The sequence below is a fragment of the Acinetobacter sp. ESBL14 genome, assembly GCF_036668815.1.
Taxonomy (GTDB): domain Bacteria; phylum Pseudomonadota; class Gammaproteobacteria; order Pseudomonadales; family Moraxellaceae; genus Acinetobacter; species Acinetobacter gyllenbergii.
The window spans coordinates 114981-137467 of sequence record NZ_JAZEVS010000005.1; the positions used below are offsets into that span (position 1 = coordinate 114981).

The 22487-nt window shown below is 41.1% G+C and carries 20 protein-coding genes; 9 read left to right on the forward strand and 11 right to left on the reverse strand.

Going from position 1 to position 22487, the window contains the following annotated elements; all coding sequences use genetic code 11:
• Positions 1-18: 18 nt before the first annotated feature.
• Entirely contained in the window at positions 19-312 is a 294-nt protein-coding gene (locus tag V6E90_RS15690; protein WP_228129651.1) for a hypothetical protein, read from the reverse strand.
• Between the two features lie 363 nt (positions 313-675).
• Between V6E90_RS15690 and V6E90_RS15695 the strand changes: the two genes are divergently transcribed.
• Positions 676-1035, forward strand: a complete 360-nt coding sequence (locus tag V6E90_RS15695; RefSeq protein ID WP_016542296.1) for a hypothetical protein — start codon at positions 676-678, stop codon at positions 1033-1035.
• 64 nt (positions 1036-1099) lie between these two features.
• Here the strand turns inward: V6E90_RS15695 and V6E90_RS15700 are convergent, their stop codons facing one another.
• A complete protein-coding gene (locus V6E90_RS15700) occupies positions 1100-1585 on the reverse strand; it encodes a DUF4442 domain-containing protein (protein ID WP_032865851.1) in 486 nt (161 codons plus the stop codon).
• 113 nt (positions 1586-1698) lie between these two features.
• On the opposite strand from V6E90_RS15700, the gene V6E90_RS15705 reads away from it, so the two are divergent.
• From V6E90_RS15705 to htpG, 5 genes are all read left to right on the forward strand, one after another.
• Positions 1699-2574: an alpha/beta fold hydrolase gene (locus V6E90_RS15705; protein ID WP_065343616.1), complete on the forward strand. Its 876-nt coding sequence runs from the start codon at positions 1699-1701 to the stop codon at positions 2572-2574.
• A 121-nt stretch (positions 2575-2695) separates the two neighbouring features.
• Positions 2696-4117, forward strand: a complete 1422-nt coding sequence (locus tag V6E90_RS15710; protein ID WP_016542299.1) for a Na+/H+ antiporter family protein — start codon at positions 2696-2698, stop codon at positions 4115-4117.
• 416 nt (positions 4118-4533) lie between these two features.
• Positions 4534-5118: an OmpW/AlkL family protein gene (locus tag V6E90_RS15715; protein ID WP_016542300.1), complete on the forward strand. Its 585-nt coding sequence runs from the start codon at positions 4534-4536 to the stop codon at positions 5116-5118.
• 136 nt (positions 5119-5254) lie between these two features.
• Positions 5255-5605 (forward strand): lysozyme inhibitor LprI family protein, encoded by a 351-nt coding sequence (locus V6E90_RS15720; RefSeq protein WP_262757033.1) that lies wholly within the window; start codon positions 5255-5257, stop codon positions 5603-5605.
• 114 nt (positions 5606-5719) lie between these two features.
• Positions 5720-7639 carry a molecular chaperone HtpG gene (gene htpG, locus V6E90_RS15725; RefSeq protein ID WP_065343618.1) on the forward strand — a complete coding sequence of 640 codons (1920 nt, stop codon included), beginning with the start codon at positions 5720-5722 and terminating at the stop codon, positions 7637-7639.
• An 84-nt stretch (positions 7640-7723) separates the two neighbouring features.
• Here htpG and V6E90_RS15730 read toward each other — a convergent pair whose 3' ends face one another.
• The 4 genes from V6E90_RS15730 to V6E90_RS15745 form a co-directional block, all read right to left on the reverse strand.
• Positions 7724-8608, reverse strand: a complete 885-nt coding sequence (locus tag V6E90_RS15730; protein ID WP_065343619.1) for a selenocysteine synthase — start codon at positions 8606-8608, stop codon at positions 7724-7726.
• Between the two features lie 132 nt (positions 8609-8740).
• Positions 8741-9874, reverse strand: a complete 1134-nt coding sequence (locus V6E90_RS15735; protein WP_023270923.1) for a hypothetical protein — start codon at positions 9872-9874, stop codon at positions 8741-8743.
• A gap of 208 nt (positions 9875-10082) precedes the next feature.
• Positions 10083-11504, reverse strand: coding sequence for a hypothetical protein (locus V6E90_RS15740; RefSeq protein WP_016542305.1), 1422 nt, complete (start codon positions 11502-11504; stop codon positions 10083-10085).
• Positions 11505-12072: 568 nt separating this feature from the next.
• On the reverse strand, positions 12073-12768 hold the full coding sequence (locus V6E90_RS15745) for a DsbA family oxidoreductase (RefSeq protein WP_016542306.1): 696 nt from the start codon (positions 12766-12768) through the stop codon (positions 12073-12075).
• Between the two features lie 177 nt (positions 12769-12945).
• Here V6E90_RS15745 and V6E90_RS15750 point away from each other — a divergent pair, with 177 nt between their 5' ends.
• Complete coding sequence (locus V6E90_RS15750; RefSeq protein ID WP_332605860.1) at positions 12946-13695, forward strand: hypothetical protein; 750 nt, start codon at positions 12946-12948, stop codon at positions 13693-13695.
• Positions 13696-13751: 56 nt separating this feature from the next.
• A complete protein-coding gene (locus V6E90_RS15755; protein ID WP_332605861.1) occupies positions 13752-15557 on the forward strand; it encodes an ABC transporter ATP-binding protein in 1806 nt (601 codons plus the stop codon).
• A gap of 41 nt (positions 15558-15598) precedes the next feature.
• Here V6E90_RS15755 and V6E90_RS15760 read toward each other — a convergent pair whose 3' ends face one another.
• Together V6E90_RS15760 and V6E90_RS15765 are read right to left on the reverse strand one after the other, a co-directional pair.
• Positions 15599-16297, reverse strand: coding sequence for a hypothetical protein (locus V6E90_RS15760; RefSeq protein WP_023270921.1), 699 nt, complete (start codon positions 16295-16297; stop codon positions 15599-15601).
• 86 nt (positions 16298-16383) lie between these two features.
• Positions 16384-17100 carry a hypothetical protein gene (locus V6E90_RS15765; protein ID WP_016542310.1) on the reverse strand — a complete coding sequence of 239 codons (717 nt, stop codon included), beginning with the start codon at positions 17098-17100 and terminating at the stop codon, positions 16384-16386.
• Positions 17101-17343: 243 nt separating this feature from the next.
• On the opposite strand from V6E90_RS15765, the gene V6E90_RS15770 reads away from it, so the two are divergent.
• Positions 17344-17838 carry a hypothetical protein gene (locus V6E90_RS15770; protein ID WP_262757026.1) on the forward strand — a complete coding sequence of 165 codons (495 nt, stop codon included), beginning with the start codon at positions 17344-17346 and terminating at the stop codon, positions 17836-17838.
• A 63-nt stretch (positions 17839-17901) separates the two neighbouring features.
• On the opposite strand, the gene V6E90_RS15775 is transcribed toward V6E90_RS15770, so the two are convergent.
• The 3 genes from V6E90_RS15775 to fadB form a co-directional block, all read right to left on the reverse strand.
• Complete coding sequence (locus V6E90_RS15775; protein ID WP_004656254.1) at positions 17902-18525, reverse strand: PH domain-containing protein; 624 nt, start codon at positions 18523-18525, stop codon at positions 17902-17904.
• Positions 18526-18693: 168 nt separating this feature from the next.
• Positions 18694-19866, reverse strand: coding sequence for an acetyl-CoA C-acyltransferase FadA (fadA, locus tag V6E90_RS15780; RefSeq protein WP_332605862.1), 1173 nt, complete (start codon positions 19864-19866; stop codon positions 18694-18696).
• A 12-nt stretch (positions 19867-19878) separates the two neighbouring features.
• Positions 19879-22032, reverse strand: coding sequence for a fatty acid oxidation complex subunit alpha FadB (gene fadB, locus V6E90_RS15785; protein ID WP_332605863.1), 2154 nt, complete (start codon positions 22030-22032; stop codon positions 19879-19881).
• Positions 22033-22487: the final 455 nt, after the last annotated feature.

Consider the following 22487-nt stretch of genomic DNA (forward strand, 5'->3'; position numbering starts at 1 on the left):
ACTTATAAATGACGATTTTTATTCAGCTAAAGTTGGTTCTGGTATCGCCGTAGTCGCAGGGAGTAGCTTAGGATTTTTTGGATAACGTTTACATCCACCCGATAATCCCCATTTACTTACGATATTCCGCTCTATTAAAAACTTTTGTACACAATAATTGGTATAGAAGCTGTAAGTGCCGCCTTTCCTATACGTATCCCATGAGGATTCATAGACGATAAGATGAGACCCATTCGATAATTTGGATTGATTAGAGGGTGGTCCCCATGAGGTAATCAGCTCATCAGATGATGCACCTACCCATGATTGCATGCGATCTCGCATTGTTTCATTACGTTGATTTGTTATAAGGTTTCCAACTGGAGAACCGGCACAGCCCGACAGAAATGAGATAAATACAAAAAGAAAAACTATCTTTTTCATAAATTATCCTTGGTTTATCGTGACTAAAAATATTAACAGACTGCTTATGAGAAAAATAAACAAAGAAATCATGAAGATTTATCTAAATGGGAAATTCTAGAATTCCTTATTATTTTTTTTATGTTGTTACCCCAAAAAAATACCCTTTACAAAATATCAATCGATTAGGACATTGTGATAACACAATGTGATCAAATTCCGCATAAAAGAAGACTATGCTTTTGTTAGAACATAAGAGTAGTGAGTATAGTCATGAAAAAAACAATCGGTTTAGTTTCCACTTTGCTGTTATCGGCGGTGATGTTTACGGGCTGTCAAAATATGAGTGCATCTGATCAACGTATTGGTGCCGCAGCACTGGGTGGTGCTGTGGGCGGTGGCGTTGGTAACCATGTCGGTGGTGGCCTCGGTGCTGGTGTTGGTGCAGCAGCAGGTGCTGGTGTCGGTGCGAATGCTAAAGGTGGAAATAGTAGTTCAACCACAAGCAGCGCAGTGGGTGCAGGTATTGGCTCAGTTGTCGGGAAAGCCATCTTTGGTGGTGACTCAGGCGCTGCAATCGGTGGTGCAATTGGCGGCGGTGCTGGTGCAGCCATTCAAGAGAAGAAACGATAATTTCTTCAGATCTGATTCAAGAATGCCTGTAATTGATTGCAGGCATTTTTATTGAAATAAGTTTTTAAGAACTGGCTTTAGGTTTTTTGCGACGGATATACAGTACCTTTTCAACTTCGGCGATGCGCGTTCCTGCATCATCCACAATATTCAAGCTGTAATGCCTTAAAACTGGTTCATGATTTTCTGCCAGCTTTTTAATTTCAGTGATTTCATCCGCATTCAGCCTGATCTCGGCATAGACGGTGTTACGACCAGGTGAAAGAAAGTTAATCGTGGCACTTTTATCCCACACAATATATTTATGCCCCAAATGATGGATCAAAATCAGCATATAAAAGGGATCAACCATTGAATATAGACTACCGCCAAAATGCGTTCCCACCAAATTACGATTGCGTCGAGTCAGTGGCATTTTGACGCGAATGTAATAATCATCCAGATCGATGGTTTCAATTACAATTCCTGCCCCACGATAAGGGGAGTAGTGATTCAGCATAAATTTGGAAATCGCAGGAATGGTGCGAATTTTTTTGAAAAAGTCTTTCATGGTCAATTTTTTTTCTTGCAACTCTATTCATACTTCATAAGTATCATTTTTATTGCATCGCTGGCAATGGCTGTTTTATGAACAGCCGATAGAAAACAAAATGGGAAAAAATTATGCAAGCACAAGTCAAAACAGTCACAACATCGGATCAGCAAACACTGTGTGTCAAAACATGGGGAGATGAGCAGAAAACGCCTTTGGTTTTAGTCCATGGCTATCCAGATAATCAGGAAGTCTGGGAGCCGATCATTGAAAAACTGGTTAATGATTATTACGTGGTGACTTATGATGTGCGCGGAGCAGGACTTTCTTCGATTCCTAAGCGTATTAAGGATTACCGCTTGCCGCGTTTATCATTAGACTTGCAAGAAGTGGTGGATCAAGTTTTACCTAACCGTAATTTCCATATGGCAGCGCATGATTGGGGGTCTTTGCAGTCGTGGGAATCTGCAACTGAGCCTAAGTTAAAAGGCCGTTTATTGTCTTATACCACTATTTCAGGACCATGCTTAGACCATGCATCTTTGTATTTACGTGAAAAATTTAAATCGGCTCCAAGCAATGTATTGAAGATGCTGACCAAATCTTGGTATATCGGTGCATTCCATTTACCGCTTGTTGCACCAACGGTATGGACGTTCTTTAGTCCTGAAAAATGGGGCAAGATTTTAAGTGGTTTAGAGAAGAAGAAAGATTTGCCATTGAATGCCAATATTGTGGCGGATGGTAAGTATGGGATTAACCTGTATCGTGCCAACTTTATTCCTTCATTAACTCAACCACGTCAACGTTATGCACAATGCCCTGTACAGGCAATTGTGTTAAAACGCGATGCTTTTGTCAGTCCAGAGTACATTACTGAATCGATGCCAAAATGGGTAGAAAAATTTGAATATGTTGAACTCGATGCCAACCATTGGGCGGTATTGAGTCAGCCAGAAAAAATTGCTGAACTGATCCGTCAGTTCGTACAACGTCAGGCTGCTTAAGGCTTTAGTGGATTTATTAAGCTAAAAATCACTTGAGATGCGGCACAATTCGGCGATATTTTCAGCTAGGTTTTAATGAATCTGCTAGAATATCGCCTTTTTATTGCTCCTGAATTTATTCATGAATGCTGTCGTAATTGCGATTGCCGTGATGTTTATCCTATCACTGGCACGTGTTTCTGTTGTTCTCACTTTGGTGATTTCCGCCATTATTGGGGGCTTGGTCGCTGGTTTAAGTCTTTCTCAAACGGTAGAGGCATTTAATGCTGGCTTGGGGGATGGTGCTGAAGTGGCACTGGCCTATGCGGTATTAGGTGCTTTTGCATTAGCCTTGTCTAAGTCTGGTTTACCTGATTTGCTTGCACATAAATTGATTGGTTTGTTGGGGATGGAAGCCGGTAAAAATCAGCAAAAAAAGGTGAAATATCTGTTATTAACCATTTTACTGATTGCTGCCATTTTCTCTCAAAACCTGATTCCCGTGCATATTGCCTTTATTCCTGTTCTGGTTCCACCTTTATTGAAAGTCATGAACCATTTAAAGCTAGATCGACGTGCGGCAGCCTGTGTCATGACCCTCGGCTTGGTGGGAACCTATATTTTCCTGCCAGTTGGCTTTGGTGCGATCTTCCTTGAACAGATTTTGATGGGTAATATCAACAAAATTGGTGCAGCCTATGGTTTGCATGTGGAACGCGGCATGATGCCACTGGGCATGGCGATTCCTGTCTTGGGGATGGTGATTGGTACGTTGGTGGCCGTATTTATTAGCTATCGTAAGCCACGTATTTATGTAGATCGTTCGATTACGCCAGTCAAAACGATTGATCTGGACAAGCCACTGAAAGTCACTTCACAAGCAGAATATGACTTGAAAAGCGATGCTGAAGAACTGAAACAAGAAGCAGAGAATGTTCCGTATATCTCGAAGAAAACCATGTTTATGGCAGTACTTGCGATTGCATTAACCTTGGTAGCGCAGTTGTACTCGGGTTCAATGATTCTCGGTGGTTTGGTCGGTTTTGCGGTGTTATCTGCATCAGGGATCTTTAAATGGCAAGATGCCGATGATGTATTTGTACAAGGGATGCGCATGATGGCTCTGGTGGGCTTTATCATGATCTCTGCCGCAGGTTTTGCCTCAGTGATGACGCATACCGGTGATATTACCCATCTGGTCAATGGCGTGGTGCATATCATTGGCGATAACCATGCGCTTGCAGCATTTCTAATGTTATTTATCGGCTTATTTGTCACGATTGGGATTGGTTCATCATTCTCAAGTGTGCCTGTACTGGCGGTAATTTACGTCCCTTTATGCGTACAATTTGGTTTCTCTCCTTTAGCTACGATTGCACTCATCGGAACTGCGGCGGCGCTAGGGGATGCTGGTTCACCGGCTTCGGATTCTACCTTGGGACCTACGGCTGGTTTGGGGGTGGATGGTCAACATGATCACATTTGGGATACCGTTGTGCCGACCTTTATACATTTTAATATCCCGCTACTTATTTTTGGCTGGATTGCAGCGATGATTTTATAATAAAAATGGCTCATTAAGAGCCATTTTTTTTTGCTTATTTTTTTGGAGTTAAAATATAAAAAATATCATTAAATGACATTTTTTGTCTCTTTTTTAATCTAATTTTATAATATGGTTTTAATATTAAGTTTTATGTGATGATATTTTTAAATTCAGCTTAATTTAATTTTTTTAAAAACTTTAAGTGAGTTCTTGAATACAGGTAATCCGATAAAAATACTAGGTTTTATAGTAATTTAAGTAGACTAAAATAGTCTGAATTTATAAATATTACATATTTTAACAATTATATATTATTAATATTCAAGGTATTACAAAATAGATTTAAAAGGTCGGAATTAATAAGTATTGCATAATGTAAAAACCCGTGTTTATTATGTTGAACAAGAACATAAATTGTTAAAGAGGTTAATTTAATGTTAAAGAAAGTGTTGGTTGTTGCATTATTGGGGTTGTCTTCAACTGCATTTGCAGGGGGCTTTCAAGTTAAAGTGGGTGCGAGTGTCATTAATCCAACTGCAGATACAACGTTGGCTCCAGGAGCAACGGTCAAAGGCGATGATGAGTTTGCATTTACACCTTCAGTTGAATATTTCTTTGGTGAAACACCATTCTCAGCTGAAATTTTATTGGCGACACCAGTGAAACATGATGTGCTATTAAATGGTGAGTCAGTTGCGAGTGTTCGTCATTTGCCACCGACCATTACCGCGAAATATAACTTTAAAAATTCAACACGTTTTACCCCTTATATCGGTATCGGTGGTACTGCCTTCATTCCTTGGCATGAAAAAGGTGTAGCGAAAGATGTGAAAGAAGACTTTGGTTTCGCAGGTCAGTTGGGCTTTAACTTCCAGCCTGCGGATGCTAAAAACTGGGGTGTTTATGTTGATGTCCGTTATGCAGACATTAGCCCAGAAGTGACATTGGTGGATGGGACTAAATTCGATTTAGATCTCAATCCAGTGGTCTATACTTTAGGTTATAGCTACAAGTTCTAAGCCGAAGCTCTACTGAAAAAGCCTCACCCTGTGGGGCTTTTTTATTTTTGCAATTCCCATATAAAACAGATACAGCGGCTACACAGAGAGTTTTGTATGCTGAGACATCATCACGAATAAAAGTGAGCCATTGATAATGAAAAAATTAGTCGCCTTGATCCTCATAGTTATGCCCATGCTGTTTCTATCTCAAGTGCATGCAGCGAGTTACTCTTGTAAGGCAGCAAAATTAAAAGCGGAGCAACAGATTTGTAATGATCGTGGCTTAAATGATGCCGATGTTAAACTCGCGACCACCTATCAAATTATTTTGCGTGCTCTGCCGATGGGTGGCCGTGATGCAGAAAAGGACCAGCAGTTCCAGTGGTTGAAACAGCGTAATTCTTGTGGCGCCAATACCCCATGTCTTCGTCGTGCTTATGCACAGAGACAGCAACAGCTTGATCAACTTCTACAAACACGCGTCTTGAGTCAAGGACCGTTCTAATTGTGATTTTTGTGCGATTTTTAACTGAAAAATAAATCCCAAGGATTGAAAAATTCAAGATATGCACCATTCATAAATCATTCCAAAGAGATAAGCACAGATAAGGAGTGATTTATGAGTGAACAAGTGACCCAGAATTATAGTTTCCAAGCAGAAGTTGCTCAGTTATTACATTTAGTGACGCACTCGCTATATTCAAATCCTGAAATTTTCTTACGTGAATTGATTTCAAATGCATCGGACGCTTGCGATAAGCTACGTTTTGAAGGGATTAATCACCCTGAATATTATGAAAATGATCCAGACTTACGTGTCCGCGTCACTTTAGATAAAGACCATAAAACCTTAACCATTTCTGATAACGGGATAGGTCTGAGCCAGCAAGAAGCCATTGATAACTTAGGGACCATTGCAAAATCAGGTACCAAAGACTTTATGTCTAAACTGACAGGTGACCAAAAATCAGATGCCCAGTTGATTGGTCAGTTTGGTGTGGGTTTCTATTCAGGTTTTATTGTTGCTGACAAAATTACGGTGGAATCACGCCGTGCAGGTTTGGACGCAGCAGAGGGTGTACGCTGGATTAGTGGTGGAACAGGCGAGTTCGAAGTGCAAAGCATTGATAAAGCCACTCGTGGTACAGATATCATTTTGCATTTACGTGATGATGCACTGGATTATTTAGAGTCGTGGAAAGTTAAACAAATCATCAATAAGTATTCTGACCACATCAGCTTGCCAATCGAAATGCAAAAAGAAGTATGGCAAGAGGAGGAGGTCGCTGAAGGTGAAGAACCTAAAGGCGGTCAAATGGTCAAGACCGATGAGTGGGAAGCGATTAACTCTGCGAGTGCATTATGGACACGCAGCAAGAACGAAATCACCGATGAGCAATACATCGAATTCTATAAAAATCTGAGTCATGACTTTGCTGAGCCTTTGGCTTGGGCGCATAACCGCGTAGAAGGCAGTACCGAATATACGCAGTTATTGTATATCCCAAGTCAGGCCAAACAGGATCTATTTACCCGTGAAGCTAAGGCGGGTATTAAGCTGTATGTGAAACGTGTATTTATCTTGGATGAAGCAGATAACCTGATTCCAAACTATTTACGTTTTGTTCAAGGCGTAGTAGACAGTGCTGATTTGCCATTGAATGTCAGTCGTGAGTTACTCCAAGAAAGCCGTGATGTAAAAACTATTCGTGAAGGTAATGCACGTCGTGTATTGACTTTAATTGATGGCTTGGCCAAATCGGACGATGAGAAGGACCAAGAAAAATTCAAAACCTTCTATACTGAATTTGGTTCAGTCCTTAAAGAAGGATTAGGTGAAGACACAGGTAACCGTGAACGTATTCTCAAATTATTACGCTATGCGACTTCAAATAATGATGAGATCAGTACTTCTTTTGCGGACTATAAAGCACGCATGAAAGAAGGCCAGAAAGCCATTTATTATGTGACTGCAGATAGTTTAAGTGCTGCGAAAAACTCGCCACAACTTGAAGTATTCAAGAAAAAAGGCATTGAAGTCCTGCTCATGGCAGACCGTGTGGATGAGTGGGCCATGAACTTTGTATTTGAGTTCGATGGAACGCCGCTGCAGAATGTGTCTAAAGGTGCAGTTGACCTAGGTGATCTGCAAGATGCGGAAGAGAAAAAAGCTTTAGAACAAGCCGCAGAACAGTTTAAACCAGTGGTGGATCGTTTAAGCACATCGTTAAAAGATAAAACCAAAGAAGTGCGTGTGACGACACGCTTGGTGGATTCTCCTGCATGTTTAGTGACCAGCGAAGGGGAGCTTTCGCCACAACTGATTCGTATGTTGAAACAGGCAGGTCAGGCAGTACCTGAAATTAAGCCCACTTTGGAAATTAACCCAGAGCATCCTTTGGTGAAAAAATTAGAGAACTCAGCGCAGTTCGATGATTTGGCCAATGTGATCTTTGATCAAGCAGTGATTGCAGAAGGTGGCTTACCTGAAGATCCTGCGGCTTATGTAAAACGAATTAATAGTTTGTTATTGAAATAAGTGCTTTGATCAAAAACCTCTGCTTCGGCAGAGGTTTTTTTATGGATAACTTAAAACTTATCCACAGTTGTGTGGTTATTTTCATCAGAAGTGAGCTTCAAAGCTCATTTGATAGCTGAAATGATTGTCCTGTTTATCTGCTGGAATATTTAAATAATTCAGATCGTTTTGCATATATAACCAATTACGCCAAATCGGACGTTTCCAGGAGAAATAGGGCCCCCATTGATTCACCCGAAGTTCTTTATTTTCATAATCACCCTCACTGATGATGCCATAGCTGAGATTGTCTTTGGAGAGTAAATGCAATTTCTGGAAGGTACGATTACGCCAAGTGTAGTCTTCATCTTGGGTCTTAGACAGGTTGAATTGGGTCGAGAACAGCGCTTGTTGTTGAAACTTCTGGGTTAAATTGAAATTGGTTTCTGCATAATTCTTACTGGTGGAACCATAACGAAAGATTTGTGCCGTATCGAGATCCAGTCCTGAATGTAGGTTCCATTGCTTCTTGGCAAGGAACTGCACATAGATGTCGGTATTGGAGTTAGAACCTAAGTCCAGATCATTGTTAAAGGGTAACCAACTTGAGATGGTGCTCCAACTGGCGCTAACAGGGTTGGGCATGCTGAGGTGTTTATGTGAGTGTTGCTTCGTGATTTTGCCTAGTTTTTGGCTTGTTTGTGTGAGTTGGGCACGTTGCCACAGGGAATCATCACCAAAAACAGCCATTAACTCCTGACTCAGTTCTATATCACTGCGTGGATCAATAGATGTTTCTAATGGAAGATTACAAGCCCTTATTTTTGCCCCCTGTCGTTGTAGAAGATGTGGATTGGAGAATTGCACTGGCGTACGTACCAAATGCCTGTTTAAAGGCAAGAACATAGGGAAAAAAGGACTGAGTAGCTCACCTAGACAGAGATGACCTACAATCAATAAATACACAAGTGCAGCGTATCGTTGATCCATGTTAAAGCGAAGAAAAATAAAAGAAAATTAGTTTAACAGTTTTAGCTTAAGCATTTATTTACTGGACTTCATTTTTAAAATAAAAATGCCCAATCTAGATTTTGATTGGGCATTTTGTGCATCCATTTAGCACTAGAATAAGGTTTCTAACCGAACAAAAGTACTGACAAAATGATCGCGGTTTTCGCGATGATCATTAAGATAGCTAAGATCACCTTGTACATAGAACCATTCACGCCACAGAGGTTGCCGCCACGACACGAAAGGCCCCCAGTTATTTAAGCGCAGTTGGTTATTGTTATAGTAGCCACCCGTATAAATACCATAGTTGAAGTTGTTATGGGCAAAGAACTGATGTTGGCGGAAAAGGCGGTTATCCCACCATAGATCATCATCCTGCTTATCGGCATAGGTCAGGCTGAATTGGTTTGATAAAAAAGGTTGATTTGGACGTGCATGAATCAATTCTAAATTGGTTCTTAAATAATTTTCACTTTTGCTGCCATAGCGATAGATTTGTTCTGCATTAAAGCGGAAGTCATTACGCAAGTCCCAATGTTTTTCTGCTCTTAAGCGGGCATAAATATCACTGCCTGAACGAATACCTAAGTCAGCATCAGTCTCGAAAGGGAGTTTTTTAGAAAAGTCTGACCAACGTAAGGCCAAAGAGCCGTTACTGTCGCGGGTTTGTTTGGAGTCGAATTTTTTATCGGGGTCTTGATTGGGTTGATTATTGGTATTGGCGACGTTGTTCTTAAACTCATCATCAAGGGAGTCGTCACCAAACACCACACTGACTTTTCTTTCTAACGTGGGTAGTTTAATTTTACCGCGAATACGAGGTTTAACCTCGAAGTTATCATATTCATTCCAGGAATTATCCAGCATGACCCGAATGGTGGCAGAGGCTGGTTTGTCTGGATCAACATCACCAAACCAGTCATCAATTTTGATTGAAGTTCGGTCAGCCCACTCACGAATACTGCGCTGCTTTTTATCCGCCCAAGTTTTGTTTTCAGTTTCGGTGGTGGGTGGCACATTAGATTGGTCAGATTGCCCAGGAAAGATCGTGGGTGCAGCATCGACCCAACGTGGAATATAGTCTAAGGCATTTTCAGTGTTATTTGCTGCTGTTGAGTTTGGTACATTTTTTGTTTGCTGATTTTGGGCATTGGTTTCTGCATTTGCAACACTTAAAGAGCCAATTGACAACGTTAGCAAAGCAAAAAAGATACGCGATGGCACCATTTGCTGTAAATTATTCATAATAAAGACTTATATATTGTTCTTATATTAACTTTTGATGATTAGGGGAATAAAATCAAGCATCAGAAACAAAAAGCAGCAATTTAACTGTGTAAAAAAAATAGAGTGATCATAAGGGTTTAGCGTTATCTGTTATGCAGCAGATTGATCGGGAGCAAATCACTCATCCTTGAGTTAAAGTGTCCAGAAAATTTACTTTTTCGGGTTGTTATATGGACTCAGGCGCGGCGCTGTTTTCTAAAGCCTGATATAGATCGTGCACAGAAATTGGTTGTGGTAAACGGCTGATCACTTGTCGAATTAGTTGCCAAGTATATCCATCGGTGCGATCGAGTAATAGATAGGGATAGGCTTGATCTTCACTGGATAGCTTGACCCGTTCTAGGCCATGAATGACACGGATTTTCTGACGTTCTCTGAGTAAAATGACAGGCGTAAAAAAGGTCGCAGAGGTTTCATCAAAGGCAATAAATTTTTGCGTGTTGATAAATGATGCTGGGATGTAGGGATAGACACGTTGATCCCGCTGCCAGACTAAGGTGCCATTCATGATACATTCATTAAACAAGTGCTCATGTAGGTGATAGTGTTGTTTAAAGTTATTCCAGCTGGTTTGATGAATGGAACTGGTTCGGGTATGACGCTGATCGGTGTAGGCTTGTAAAATGGTGGTCGCATATTCAACGCTATGTGTTCCAACCAGCACCACATAATGGGAAAATTGACCTTGGGCATAGAGTTGCTCAGCAATAAAAATCTGTGCTGATCCCCACAGGGGTTGTGCTTCGTTCTCGGCTTTGAGATAGAGCCAATCAATTTTAATATTTTGATCAATCTCGTCGTGTAGATCGACTCGATATAGGGATGGAAAGGTTCGTGCATCGATCCGTTCCAAGCGACAGAGCAGACCATCTAAACTAAAATCATTCAAAGCCAAGGGTTTGGCCTTGTTGAGATTTGCAGCAGGACTCAGGTTTTGTCTAAAACCAGGTTTTACACGCGGAGTGGCCTGAGATGCAGTTGTTACTGTCGCGGGCTGAATTTTTTCTTGAATAATGGCATCTAGCTGCGACTGAAAGTTAGCAGTCTGTTGCTGTATGATTGATCGACTGTCTAAGCTCGAATTTTTCTCAGTATCTTCTGCCTGAATAGGCTCTAAAACTGGAATCAGGTTGTGTAGCACATCATCAGTTTTCACATAATCCTGAGCATGCTTTTGTAACCAGCGCAATGCATCTTGTGATGAACTGAACCAAGGGCTTTTCAGGAAGGAGAGCGCAGGGCGAATCACCCAGACCTGCCAATGCTGGCCCTGACGTAATGCAGCCCAGCCCATATCGGCTGAAGCAAACAAGGCATTTTCGACACGGCCCATAAAATTATAGGTGCCGCGGTAGGTCATGGCATAACCATAGTCGGCTAAGTCTGCGGCAGAAAACTCTTCATTCAAAATAAATTCTTTGAATGGCGTCAATTGATCTTGAAAGGTTGGATCGTCGCAAGATGCGCAAATATCTTTGATACGTTGTTTTGATTTGGCAATTTCAAAAAGTGATGTTTTGTCATCATTCAGCCCGTCAACAAGCGTTTTAAGCTCATCAACCAAGAGTGCTTTCTCTAATACGTCCATCAATTGTTTCCTTAGAGATAGGCGAGAGCCTGTTTTAAATCATGAATCCGAAAAAGTGGCAGCAGTTCTCACACGTTGTAATCAGTTATAGTCGATAAAGTATGCTGTTTTATCCATGTGACAGTTACTGTTTTGCGCTGCATACACTGCATTTATACGAGGTATTTTGATCACAAAAGATTGTCACTTTATGACGATTATAGAAGAAAAAGAGGCAAAATCTATAGTGGTCAAGTTAGTAAAAAATCTCATTTAAGTATTCTAAATCGAGATATATATCTCGGTTTGTCTTTGAAAATAAAAACATTTTAAAAGAATGAATCGGATTAATAGATCATTAGATAAAAAATCATCTATAAATTTTTGAATGAATTGTGATCACTTTCACATATCTGCTGGTGAAAAGCTCAGCAAATAAAAAACCAATACGATTGAAATCATCATTAACAGCGATAAACGGTATTTTTTTAAAGATAAAAGACTGAAACCAAAGGGGAATATACAAATTTAAAGATTTAAAAAAACCGCTTCCATATACAGATGAAAGCAGTCTTAGGATTAACCTGGCTTAAGGTTTAATTTCGCATTGATCATCATTACATTGAGCGGCCTCGGTTTGCTCAATTTCGGCATTTGATGAGCTTTGTGCTTGCTGTAAGGCTTGCAAGAAAACTTCACGTGGTTGTGCGCCTGAAAGCGCCAGCTTTTGCTCAAAGACAAAGAACGGAACACCTGTTACTTTCAGTTGTTCATGGGCGATCTGCTCATCATGGCGTACAAAATCAGCCAATTCATCCGAGTCCAGTACATATTCAACTTCGGCATTGTCTAAGCCAATGCGAGAGGCAATTTCTTCAACCACTTCACGCTCACCAATGGCAAGACCTTCGGTCATATAAGCATGGAAGAAAGCTTCTTCTGCTTCATTGCCCAAACCTTTGCTCTGGGCAAGATGAATAATACGATGTGCATTAAAACTATTGCCTGAGTTGGCTTTTTGCCATTGGAAATCGATGCCTTCCGTTGCGGCCATGGCTGCTACATTGCGCTCCATGTCTTCCATCTCGGCATAGCTACGACCATATTTCTTTGCGAGTCGTTCGGTGTTTGAAGTCTCATGTTTGGCTGGCGCATCTGGGTCTAGTTCGAAACTATGCCAGTGAATTTCCAGTTCAATACCTGCTTCTTCAGCCACATGTTCAAGACGTTTTTTACCGATATAACAAAACGGACAGACCACATCTGACCAAATATCTACACGCATGGTGGATCTCTTCAATTCTCGTTAAACAGATAATAGGGGCGAACACGATCAATTTAAAGCGATGAAAATGTAATGCTCCGTTACGAGAAGTGAAATAAAAAGGGCTATAACTGCATGTGTTTTATCGATTAAACTGAGTTCAGAACATAAAAAAATATAATGAGATTTGGAGGCTCTATGCGCCGTTTTTTAATCTTTGTGACAGTTGTAGTGCTTTGTATTGGTTCTTTTTTCTTTTATCAGCATACCTTGAAACAGCGTGCCATCAATAATCAGCAGATGTTTGAGGTGGTCATGTCTGAAAAAATGCGTGAACTTTATGATCAAGCACAAGATTGGTCGACGCCTGTGCAACTGGATATCCATGATGATCGTTTGGCTGGTGATTATAAGTTGATGTCCGAGTTTTTATTGAGCTATTGGATGCAAAATGTAGAAGCGCGTAATCGTTATTTACGTGAACTCAAAGCTGCCAATTGGGATACTTTTTTAGATGTTGCGCGTTTGGATCAGGACCGCAAGCAGAACTATAAGAATACTGAGCAGATGTTTGTAGAGGTGCGTAAAGCATCAGCCGAATATGAGCAAGCACGGCAACACATTCAGGCCAATGCTATGCAGCAGGCAAAAAGTTTGGCGATTCATAATGAAATGAGAAGCTCGCTACAAGCAAAATTAGAACATAATCTAAAAGCGGATAAGGCTCATGATATTTTTCCGATTGAGCAGCAAATCATTGAAAAGGCACAAGCCATGTTCGATATGCTGAAGAAATATCAGTGGCAAAGAAAAGACAAAATGATTTTGTTCCGCGAGACGGCTCAAGTGAAGAAATTCAACGCCCTTTATCAAGATGTGTTAAAGCTGAATACCAAAATGGAGAAGATTAAACAAAATAATGCTGAGGTTTTAGAAGAGGAACTGTAATCAAGAGTGATCCTTCAACATGCATGAAATACAAGAACAGGTAGATATCGAAGCATATGAATTTATGGCAGCTGTTTCATAAAGTAAAACCATTTGTACTCCCCTATAAGTGGCTGGTTGCAGTGACTTTGGTGCTGACCTTGATTGGCGCATTAACCGCACAGGTCAATGCGCTAACCTTGCAATATGCAGTCGATCAAATCAATGCCGTGGTTGAATCAGGGCAGGGCTTAAATGCCGGCTGGCATATTCTGCTCACCATCAGCGTGATTTTATTGAGTAAAGAAGTACTGAATATTTTTCTTCAGTTTGGACAAAAGTTTTTTGGCGAAAAATTGCGGATTTTGATTTCACAGGATGTGGCGCAGTCGATCATTGTGAAGTTTCTACAATACCGTCTGGCCTTCTTTACCCAAGATGATAACCAAGCAGGAAAGTTACAGACTCGGATTGATCGGGGGATTGGTTCGATTACCCGACTGGTGCAAATCTTCTTTATTGATATTTTCCCCTTGTTTAGCAGCGCCATCATCGCCTTGTGTCTGATGTTCTATGCCAATTTCTGGATTGGCTTGGTGGCGCTGAGTATTGTACCGATTTATTTCTGGATTACCTTTAAACAAGCACAAAAACTCAGTGGCACACGACGTAATTTACGTGATGGTCGAGAACGTAAAAGTCAGGGCACCTTAAGTATTATTCAGTCGATCACGGTGATTAAGTCATTTAACCGTGAGCAAATAGAGGCAGAAAAACAACTGACCTTACAAAAACAACTGACCGATGACCAGATGCGGACGCGCCAACTCAGTTTTCTGTTTGATGGCTTAAAAACCTTTATTGAACAGATCGGTGTGGTATTTATTATCATTTTAACGGCTTATTTTGTTCTGGTCGGTGATATGAGCATTGGCATGATCATGTTTCATATTCTGTTATTTAATAATGTCTCAGCACCGATTCGCTCCTTACATCGTATCTATGATGAAGTGAATGATGCGATGATTTATGCGGAAAGCTTTTTCAAAATTTTAGAAGCCGATGATGAAATAGAAACCTCTGGGCAGCTGAAACCACAACCCCTGACCGGTAAGTTTGAACTCAAGCAGGTGAACTTCTTCTATCCCAATGGTTTCCATGCGCTGAAAGACATCAACCTCACCATACAACCCAATAAAATCACGGCTTTGGTGGGCTTGTCTGGTGCGGGTAAATCAACTTTGATCAGCTTACTGGACAAATTCTATTTACCGCAGTCTGGTGAGATTCTACTGAATGGCTCTTCGTTAACGGAAATTGACACCCAATATCTACGTGATCATATTGGTTTAGTCCTGCAAAAGAATCATATTTTTCAGGGTACGATTGAGGAAAATATCCGTTATGGCAAGATGGATGCGACACAGGATGAAATCATCCTGGCTGCAAAGAAAGCCTCGATTCATGAGCAGATTCTCAAATTACCATTGGCCTATCAATCCGATGCGCTACTATTGTCAGGCGGACAGCAACAGCGTATTGCGATTGCTCGCATGTTCCTGAAAAATCCACCAATTATTTTTCTGGATGAGCCAACGGCAAGTCTGGATGCGATTGCAACTGAGCAGATCAAGCACAGTCTGGATGAGATTAAGCAGGGGCGGACGGTGATTATCATTTCACATAGCTTGTCACAGATTATTGATGCCGATTATACCTATGTGATGCAGGATGGCAGGATCGTGGAACATGGTGAGCACCATCAGCTTTATCAGCAACAAGGGGTGTATAAAGATATCTTTGATGCGATGGCCAAGAGTCTCAATATCGAAAAAATTTCCAAGACTTTTGAGGGGGATGATGAAGAGGAAACTCATAGTTAGCTACTCTTCATCATGCGATTTGAAATGGTTTTAACTCAGGATTAATCAAATATCTTATCTGCGGCTTGGAAGGGGAGGCTCACCACATCAATCGCGACTGCAAACGGTAGCAGCACCAGTTTTTCGAGAGGATTTAAGCCTGATTTGGATTTATAGCTTTCCTCTTTCTGAGTATAAATGGTGACTTGATAGGGTTTACTTAACGCCTTTAACGAGCTGAGATTATTCGCCGCAGGATAGACCACACCTGCCAGCTTGATATCAAAACAGAAGCGTTGTGCCTGCATACGCTCATCACTTGATGTAGAACATTCTTTGGCACCATTTTCAATAAAGAATTCTAGGTCTTTCTTGCTTAAGTCTTCTTTGAGTTTCACATAGGAAAGTGGCAAAGTACCTGAAAAATGACCATCATTTTTTTCTGAATAGAAATTAAGATCACGGGTGATTTGAATATTTTTAGGATCAAGCTTACTGATCAGCGTAACGAACTGAGTCCCGCCCTGAGTGAGAATATAACTTTTTTGTTGGCCTGCAATCACGATGCTGTCTTTAGGTAAGTTTGTAGCATTTGGCGCAGGTCGGCCAAAAGCCACCACGTTGTCTTCAACCAAGGTGACTTTTGTGGTTCGCGTATAACTACGATTGTCTTTCTTGATCAGGGTTGAGGTGGCACAACCTGTTGCGAGTACCGTGATTGCGCATAGGCTGATGAGGGTTTTAATCGGTGGTGTTAACATCCGTGTACTCCTGTCATTTTAAAGCTCAGATCTGTGTCTTTGGTTTGATTTGTCGTGTCATTATTCTAGGCTGAGGATTGATCCTGTTAAGGCTGATAAATAATACCCAGAACTTTAGAAGGCAAGACAATTGCATCTAGCGTTAAAGTAAAGGGAAGCAGCGGTAAATGAGCCAGTTTTTCTTTAGTCGATAACTGAACTTTAGCACTTTTATAGTCAAGATATTGAATTTTAACTCGGTAAGGCTTGGAGAGTGGCTGTAGTGATCTAAGGTTACTCACTGCAGGATACACAGTGCCTTCAAGGCCGAGTTCAAAGCTATGCGGTTTTTGCGTGTCAATACAGTTACAGGGAGCAATCCCATATTGCTTAAATAGTGCTTGCTCTTTTTCACTGAGATTTCCATTTGGTGGTGCATACGTAAATCTAAATTGGCCTCTAAAACGATTGCTATCGGGCGCGGGTGCAATAAAATCTAAATCACGACTGATCTGAATATACTGAGGATTAAGCTGGTTAAGCAATTGCACAAATTCGGCTCCCCCTTTGTGAATCACATAGCTATATTGTTTCCCTGCAATGATAATGCTATCCGTCGGCTCATTGGGCAAGGCAATAGCGGGTTTACCAAAGGCAATCACATCATCTTCGATTAATGTTGTCCATTGATGACCAGATTCATATTTAGTGAATAAATCCCGTGTGGTTTCACCAATGACTCGATTACTTGAACAGCCTGTAAGAACTAATCCAGATAATAAACAGCAAACAAAAATTTTATGATTCAATATTTTAAAATTCATTCTTTCTTTTAGGGACTGGTTGGACAAGAAAAACGACTATAAACAAAAAACTAGGGAATATGAACTACATGCTTAAATTTGTCTGACTGGTAAAATATTCGACGGGCTCAATCCAGATTTGGATGATCTTGACCGTTTATCTGACCTCTACTGAATCAAATCACACTTTGTTGTAGCCTATTAGATAACTGCTTTTATTTAACTCATTATCTTCTTATGGATGAGGGATGTTTGGAGCAAACGATGAATTTTCTAAAACGATCCGCCCTGATCACTGTATTGGCTTTTATGGGCATCCCTGTGGTTCAGGCAAATGATGAAGTGACCTCTTTGCCGACCATCCGTGTCATGGCAGAATCTGAACTTCGTGAAGAAGTGGGATTTGTGCCCTTTCAAGAAGACAAGCAGGTTCGCCAGGCACTGCAACATTATGTTTATAAAGTTCATAATGATATGCAGAATGCGGGTATTCCTGAGATGAGAACGGTTGTTGACTATCAGCCAATGGCAGCAGCACCCGATTTATCTCAATTTTCACCGATATTACAGCAATATATTCTCGCCGTTGCTTCGGGTTTTCAATCTTCTGATCCGACCAATGGTCTGTTTAAAATGTTAGAGCCTCTGAATCTTAATCGTAATAGTGCTGAAGGGATTCGAAATGGCACGATTAAAATCAATGTGGATGATATTTTGAGATTGCGACAACAGTTTCAAGACGGCTTAAGAGGTTTTTGATAGCCGATAAATTGCTGATCCTGAATGAAATTAAAAATCCCCGCAATGTGCGGGGATTTTTTATTATTGCTTCAGATAGCGTTCAAAAATAGCCGAAAAATCATAGTCTTCAATTTGTTTACGTCGCTCGGTAAATTTGTTCTCAACCTGAAGAGTAGTCTGCGAAATAATATCTGGTAAATTCAATAATACCTGCTCTGGCAGTTCACGCAGCGAGAACATACCATTTACGGCTTGCTGGGTTTGAACCAATGTGGTGTATTGGCGCTCGATTTCTTTACATGCTTCGCCAATACTAAACAAGGCTTTATATAAGTCGCGTACTTTTTCGATTTGTGCTTTCTCAATATCAATTGAATAAGCCGCACCACCCAATTGGAATTTGATTTCGACATCGCGATCAATGGTTCCGGCGGTTTCAAGCAGTACGCGGCTAATTTGGTAGTGTTTATAAGGATAACGATTTAGGGTTCTTTTCTTACTCACCGCACTGGTACCATCAAGGTGGATAAATGCCGTGTTGGTAAAGCAATATTCATCTGTTTTTGCTTTGATTAAGAAGAAGATTTTTTCATTGTCTTCATGGAAAATATAGTCATCAATATCCGTTTTATCATAATCTTGAGGTTCAATAATCTTACCGATATCACTGGTTCCCATTAGATCGGCTGCCATATTTTTAAACATTGTTAGAACCTTATTATTTGTTGGAACTGCGATCATAATTTGCCGTGTATTGTTCTGTCTACAGTGGGCATTTGTATTTTAAGAATTTGATACAACGATGAAACGAATTTCTATCACATAAAAAAATCCCCGCTTAGCACGGGGATTTTCTTTTTATCTCAGTGTCGATTAAACACGTTCGATAATGGTCGCGATACCTTGACCAAGACCGATACACATGGTCGCAAGACCGATTTGTGTATCTTGTTGTTCCATCACGTTCAACAAAGTTGTTGTGATACGCGCACCAGAACAGCCCAATGGGTGACCCAATGCAATCGCGCCACCATTCAAGTTGATGATGTCTTGTTTGTCATAAACGCCTAGGCCTTTCATCACTGATAAGCCTTGAGCAGCAAATGCTTCGTTTAATTCGATAGTCTGGATATCCGCCATCGTTAAACCCGCACGTTTAAGCGCTTTTTGAGTTGCAGGTACTGGACCATAACCCATGATTGCAGCATCACAACCTGCAATCGCCATTGAACGAATCACGGCACGTGGTTTTAAACCCAATGCTTGAGCACGTTCAGCAGACATCAGCAACATTGCAGATGCGCCGTCAGAAAGCGCAGAAGAAGTCGCTGCTGTGACTGAACCACCTTTTGGATCGAAAACCGGTTTCAATGCTTTGAATGCTTCAAGGTTAGCATCAGCACGAATTACTTCGTCGATGTCGCAAAGGATTTTGAAGCCATTAGCATCATGACCTTCAACACCCACGATTTCATTTTTGAAACGACCTTCTTGAGTTGCAGCCCAAGCACGACGGTGAGATTCAACACCAAACGCATCTTGTTCTTCACGTGTAATACCATTCATGCGACCTAACATTTCAGCGGTTAAGCCCATCATGTTTGATGCTTTGGCATAGTGTTTAGATGCTTCTGGGTTAAGGTCGATGCCGTGCATCATACCGACGTGGCCCATATGCTCTACACCACCGATGATGAACACATCACCTTGGTTGGTTGCAATCTGTGCAGCAGCCGTGTGGATTGCTTGCATTGAAGAACCACAAAGACGGTTTACTGTTTGACCGCCAGCAGTTTTTGGAATGTCAGCCAATAAACCAATATTACGAGCAATGTTCATCCCTTGCTCTAAAGTTTGGTTGACACAGCCCCAAATTACATCTTCAACTTCGTTGGTATCAAACTGGTTACGAGCAACAAGTGCACGTACTAATTCAGCAGATAAACTGTCGGCACGTACATTGCGGAACATACCGTTACGTGATTTGCCCATGGCAGAACGAACGCCATCAACAATCACAACGTCACGTGGATTTAAAGTAGCCATTCACGTCGCTCCTTAACCGTAGAATTTTGTGTTGTTAGCAGCCATGTCACGCAACATTTGTGGCGCTTCATAAGCCTTACCTAAGTGTGCATATTTGTCGCAAAGTGCAACGTATTCAGCAACACCTGTTTGGTCGATGTAACGGCATGGACCACCACGGAATGGAGGGAAACCTACACCCATGATCATCGCCATATCTGCTTCAGAAGCAGTTGCTACGATCTTGTCTTCTAAGCAACGAACAGTTTCGTTACAGAAAGCAAGCATCATACGGTCAATGATTTCTTGGCTATCAAACTCGCGTTTTTCGCCAGTTACGAATGGTGCAATGATTTCGTATGCTGTTGGATCAACAGTTTTCGCTTTCTTACCTTTCTTGTCTAACACGTATTTGTAGAAACCAACGTCATTCTTTTGACCAAGACGTTTTGCTTCATACATCGCTTCGATCGAACCTTTGTAATCTGGCTTCATACGGTCAGGGAAACCTTCTGCCATCACTTCTGCGCCATGAACACCTGTATCGATACCAACAACATCGATCAGGTATGCAGGGCCCATCGGCCAGCCGAATTTCGCCATTACATTATCCACTTGTTGGAAATCTGCACCGTCTTTTACAAGCAGGTCAAATGCACCAAAGTAAGGGAACAATACACGGTTAACCAAGAAACCTGGGCAGTCGTTAACAACGATTGGTGTTTTACCCATTTTTTGAGCAAGCACTACAGTTGTTGCGATTGCTTCTTCAGAAGTCTTCTCACCACGAATCACTTCAACCAATGGCATCATGTGTACTGGGTTAAAGAAGTGCATACCAACGAAGTTTTCAGGACGTTGTAATGCTTTCGCTAAACGAGTGATTGAAATCGTCGATGTGTTAGATGCAATGATCGTGTTTTCACGAACATGCTTTTCAGTATCAGCGAGTACGATTTCTTTAACTTTTGGATTTTCAGTCACCGCTTCGATCACGATATCCACTTCTTTAAACTCGTCATAGCTTAAAGTTGGACGGATGCGAGCCAGTGTTTCACCCATTTGTGCAGGTTTCATTTTCTTGCGTTCAACTTGCTTGGTCAGTAAGCCATTCGCTTCTGCCATACCCAATGCAAGTTGTGGGTTACCAATGTCTTTCATGATGATTGGTGTGCCTTTGCTTGCCGCTTGGTAAGCAATACCACCACCCATGATACCCGCGCCTAGAACAGCGGCTTGGTTCACTGGATGAGCACCTTTCTCATATTTTTTCGCAGTTTTCTTCACGACTTGGTCATTGATGAATAAACCAATCAATGCACCCGCTTGTGGTGTAATTGCTGCTTTAGCAAAACCTTGTGCTTCAGCTTTTAATGCCTCATCACGGGTTAAGCTTGCGCCTGCTTGTAAAGAATCAAGCAATAGCTTTGGAGCAGGGTATTGTGCAGGATTTGCTTTCGCAAGGACCGCACCTTTCGCTGTATTGAACGCCATCATTTGTTCAAGTGGGTTCAATTTGATTGCGTCTAATTTTTCTTGGCGTTTTGCTTTCCAGTTTAAACGGCCAGCAATCGCTTGTTTAACGAGATCAACCGCAGCTTCTTGTAATTTGTCAGCAGCAACAACCGCATCTACCGCACCATCTTTCAATGCAGCAGCAGGTTTTTTCGGGTTCGCCATAGCCATCCATTCAACGGCATTGTCGATACCGATTAAACGGCTTAAACGCACGCTACCACCGAAACCAGGATAGATCCCGAGTTTGATTTCTGGTAAGCCCACTTGTGCTTGCTCTGACATCACACGATAGTCACATACCAAGCACATTTCAAAACCACCACCAAGCGCTGTACCATTGATAGCAGCAACTTTAGGTAGATCTAAATCTTCAAAGCTGTTGAAGACATCATGTACAGGCATAAGCCAATCAACAATCGCTTGCTCACCTGCAGCGAAGTTATCGCCAAATTCAGTGATATCAGCACCAACGATGAAAGTTGATTTGCCAGAGGTAACAACTAAGCCTTTAATATCGTTATTGGCTTTCACTGCAGCAATCGCTGCTTGGAAGTCTTCGATGGTTGCACGGTTAAACTTATTAACCGACTCACCTTGTAAGTCAAAGCGGAATTCTGCAATTCCGTCCGCAAGCATTTGGACGGTAATGGCATTGCCAGCGTGGATCATGCCTGATCTCCCTTGTTGTGGAGGATTCTGAGTTGATGTCATAAAGCGTGTGTGCGCTTAAGCACACAAAAAATGCTTCGCTAATCTTACGATAACTATATCCAAAAAGGACATAACAAGTTGTATCAAGCCGTGACGCTAGGGTCATCAATTGTTTGTAAATAATTTTTTTAGTCTTATCTATATGAAAAATATATGTTTAATTTGGTTTTTTGCTTGCTGGAGAATTGTGCAAGATCAAGTTGGAGGAGATATCCGCTCGTTGGGCTGATAGCTAAAGAAACAGCGAAATACTAAGTGAGTGGAAGTAAATCTCATCCATGTTAAATAATAAAGATAGCGGTTAATCCCATTTTTTAAACAAGTCATAAAAAGTAGAATTATTTGTGAAATGTTAGACAGAAAGTATTGTCTATTTTTTATTTTTGGATAAACTTCATGTTATAAAAATGTTT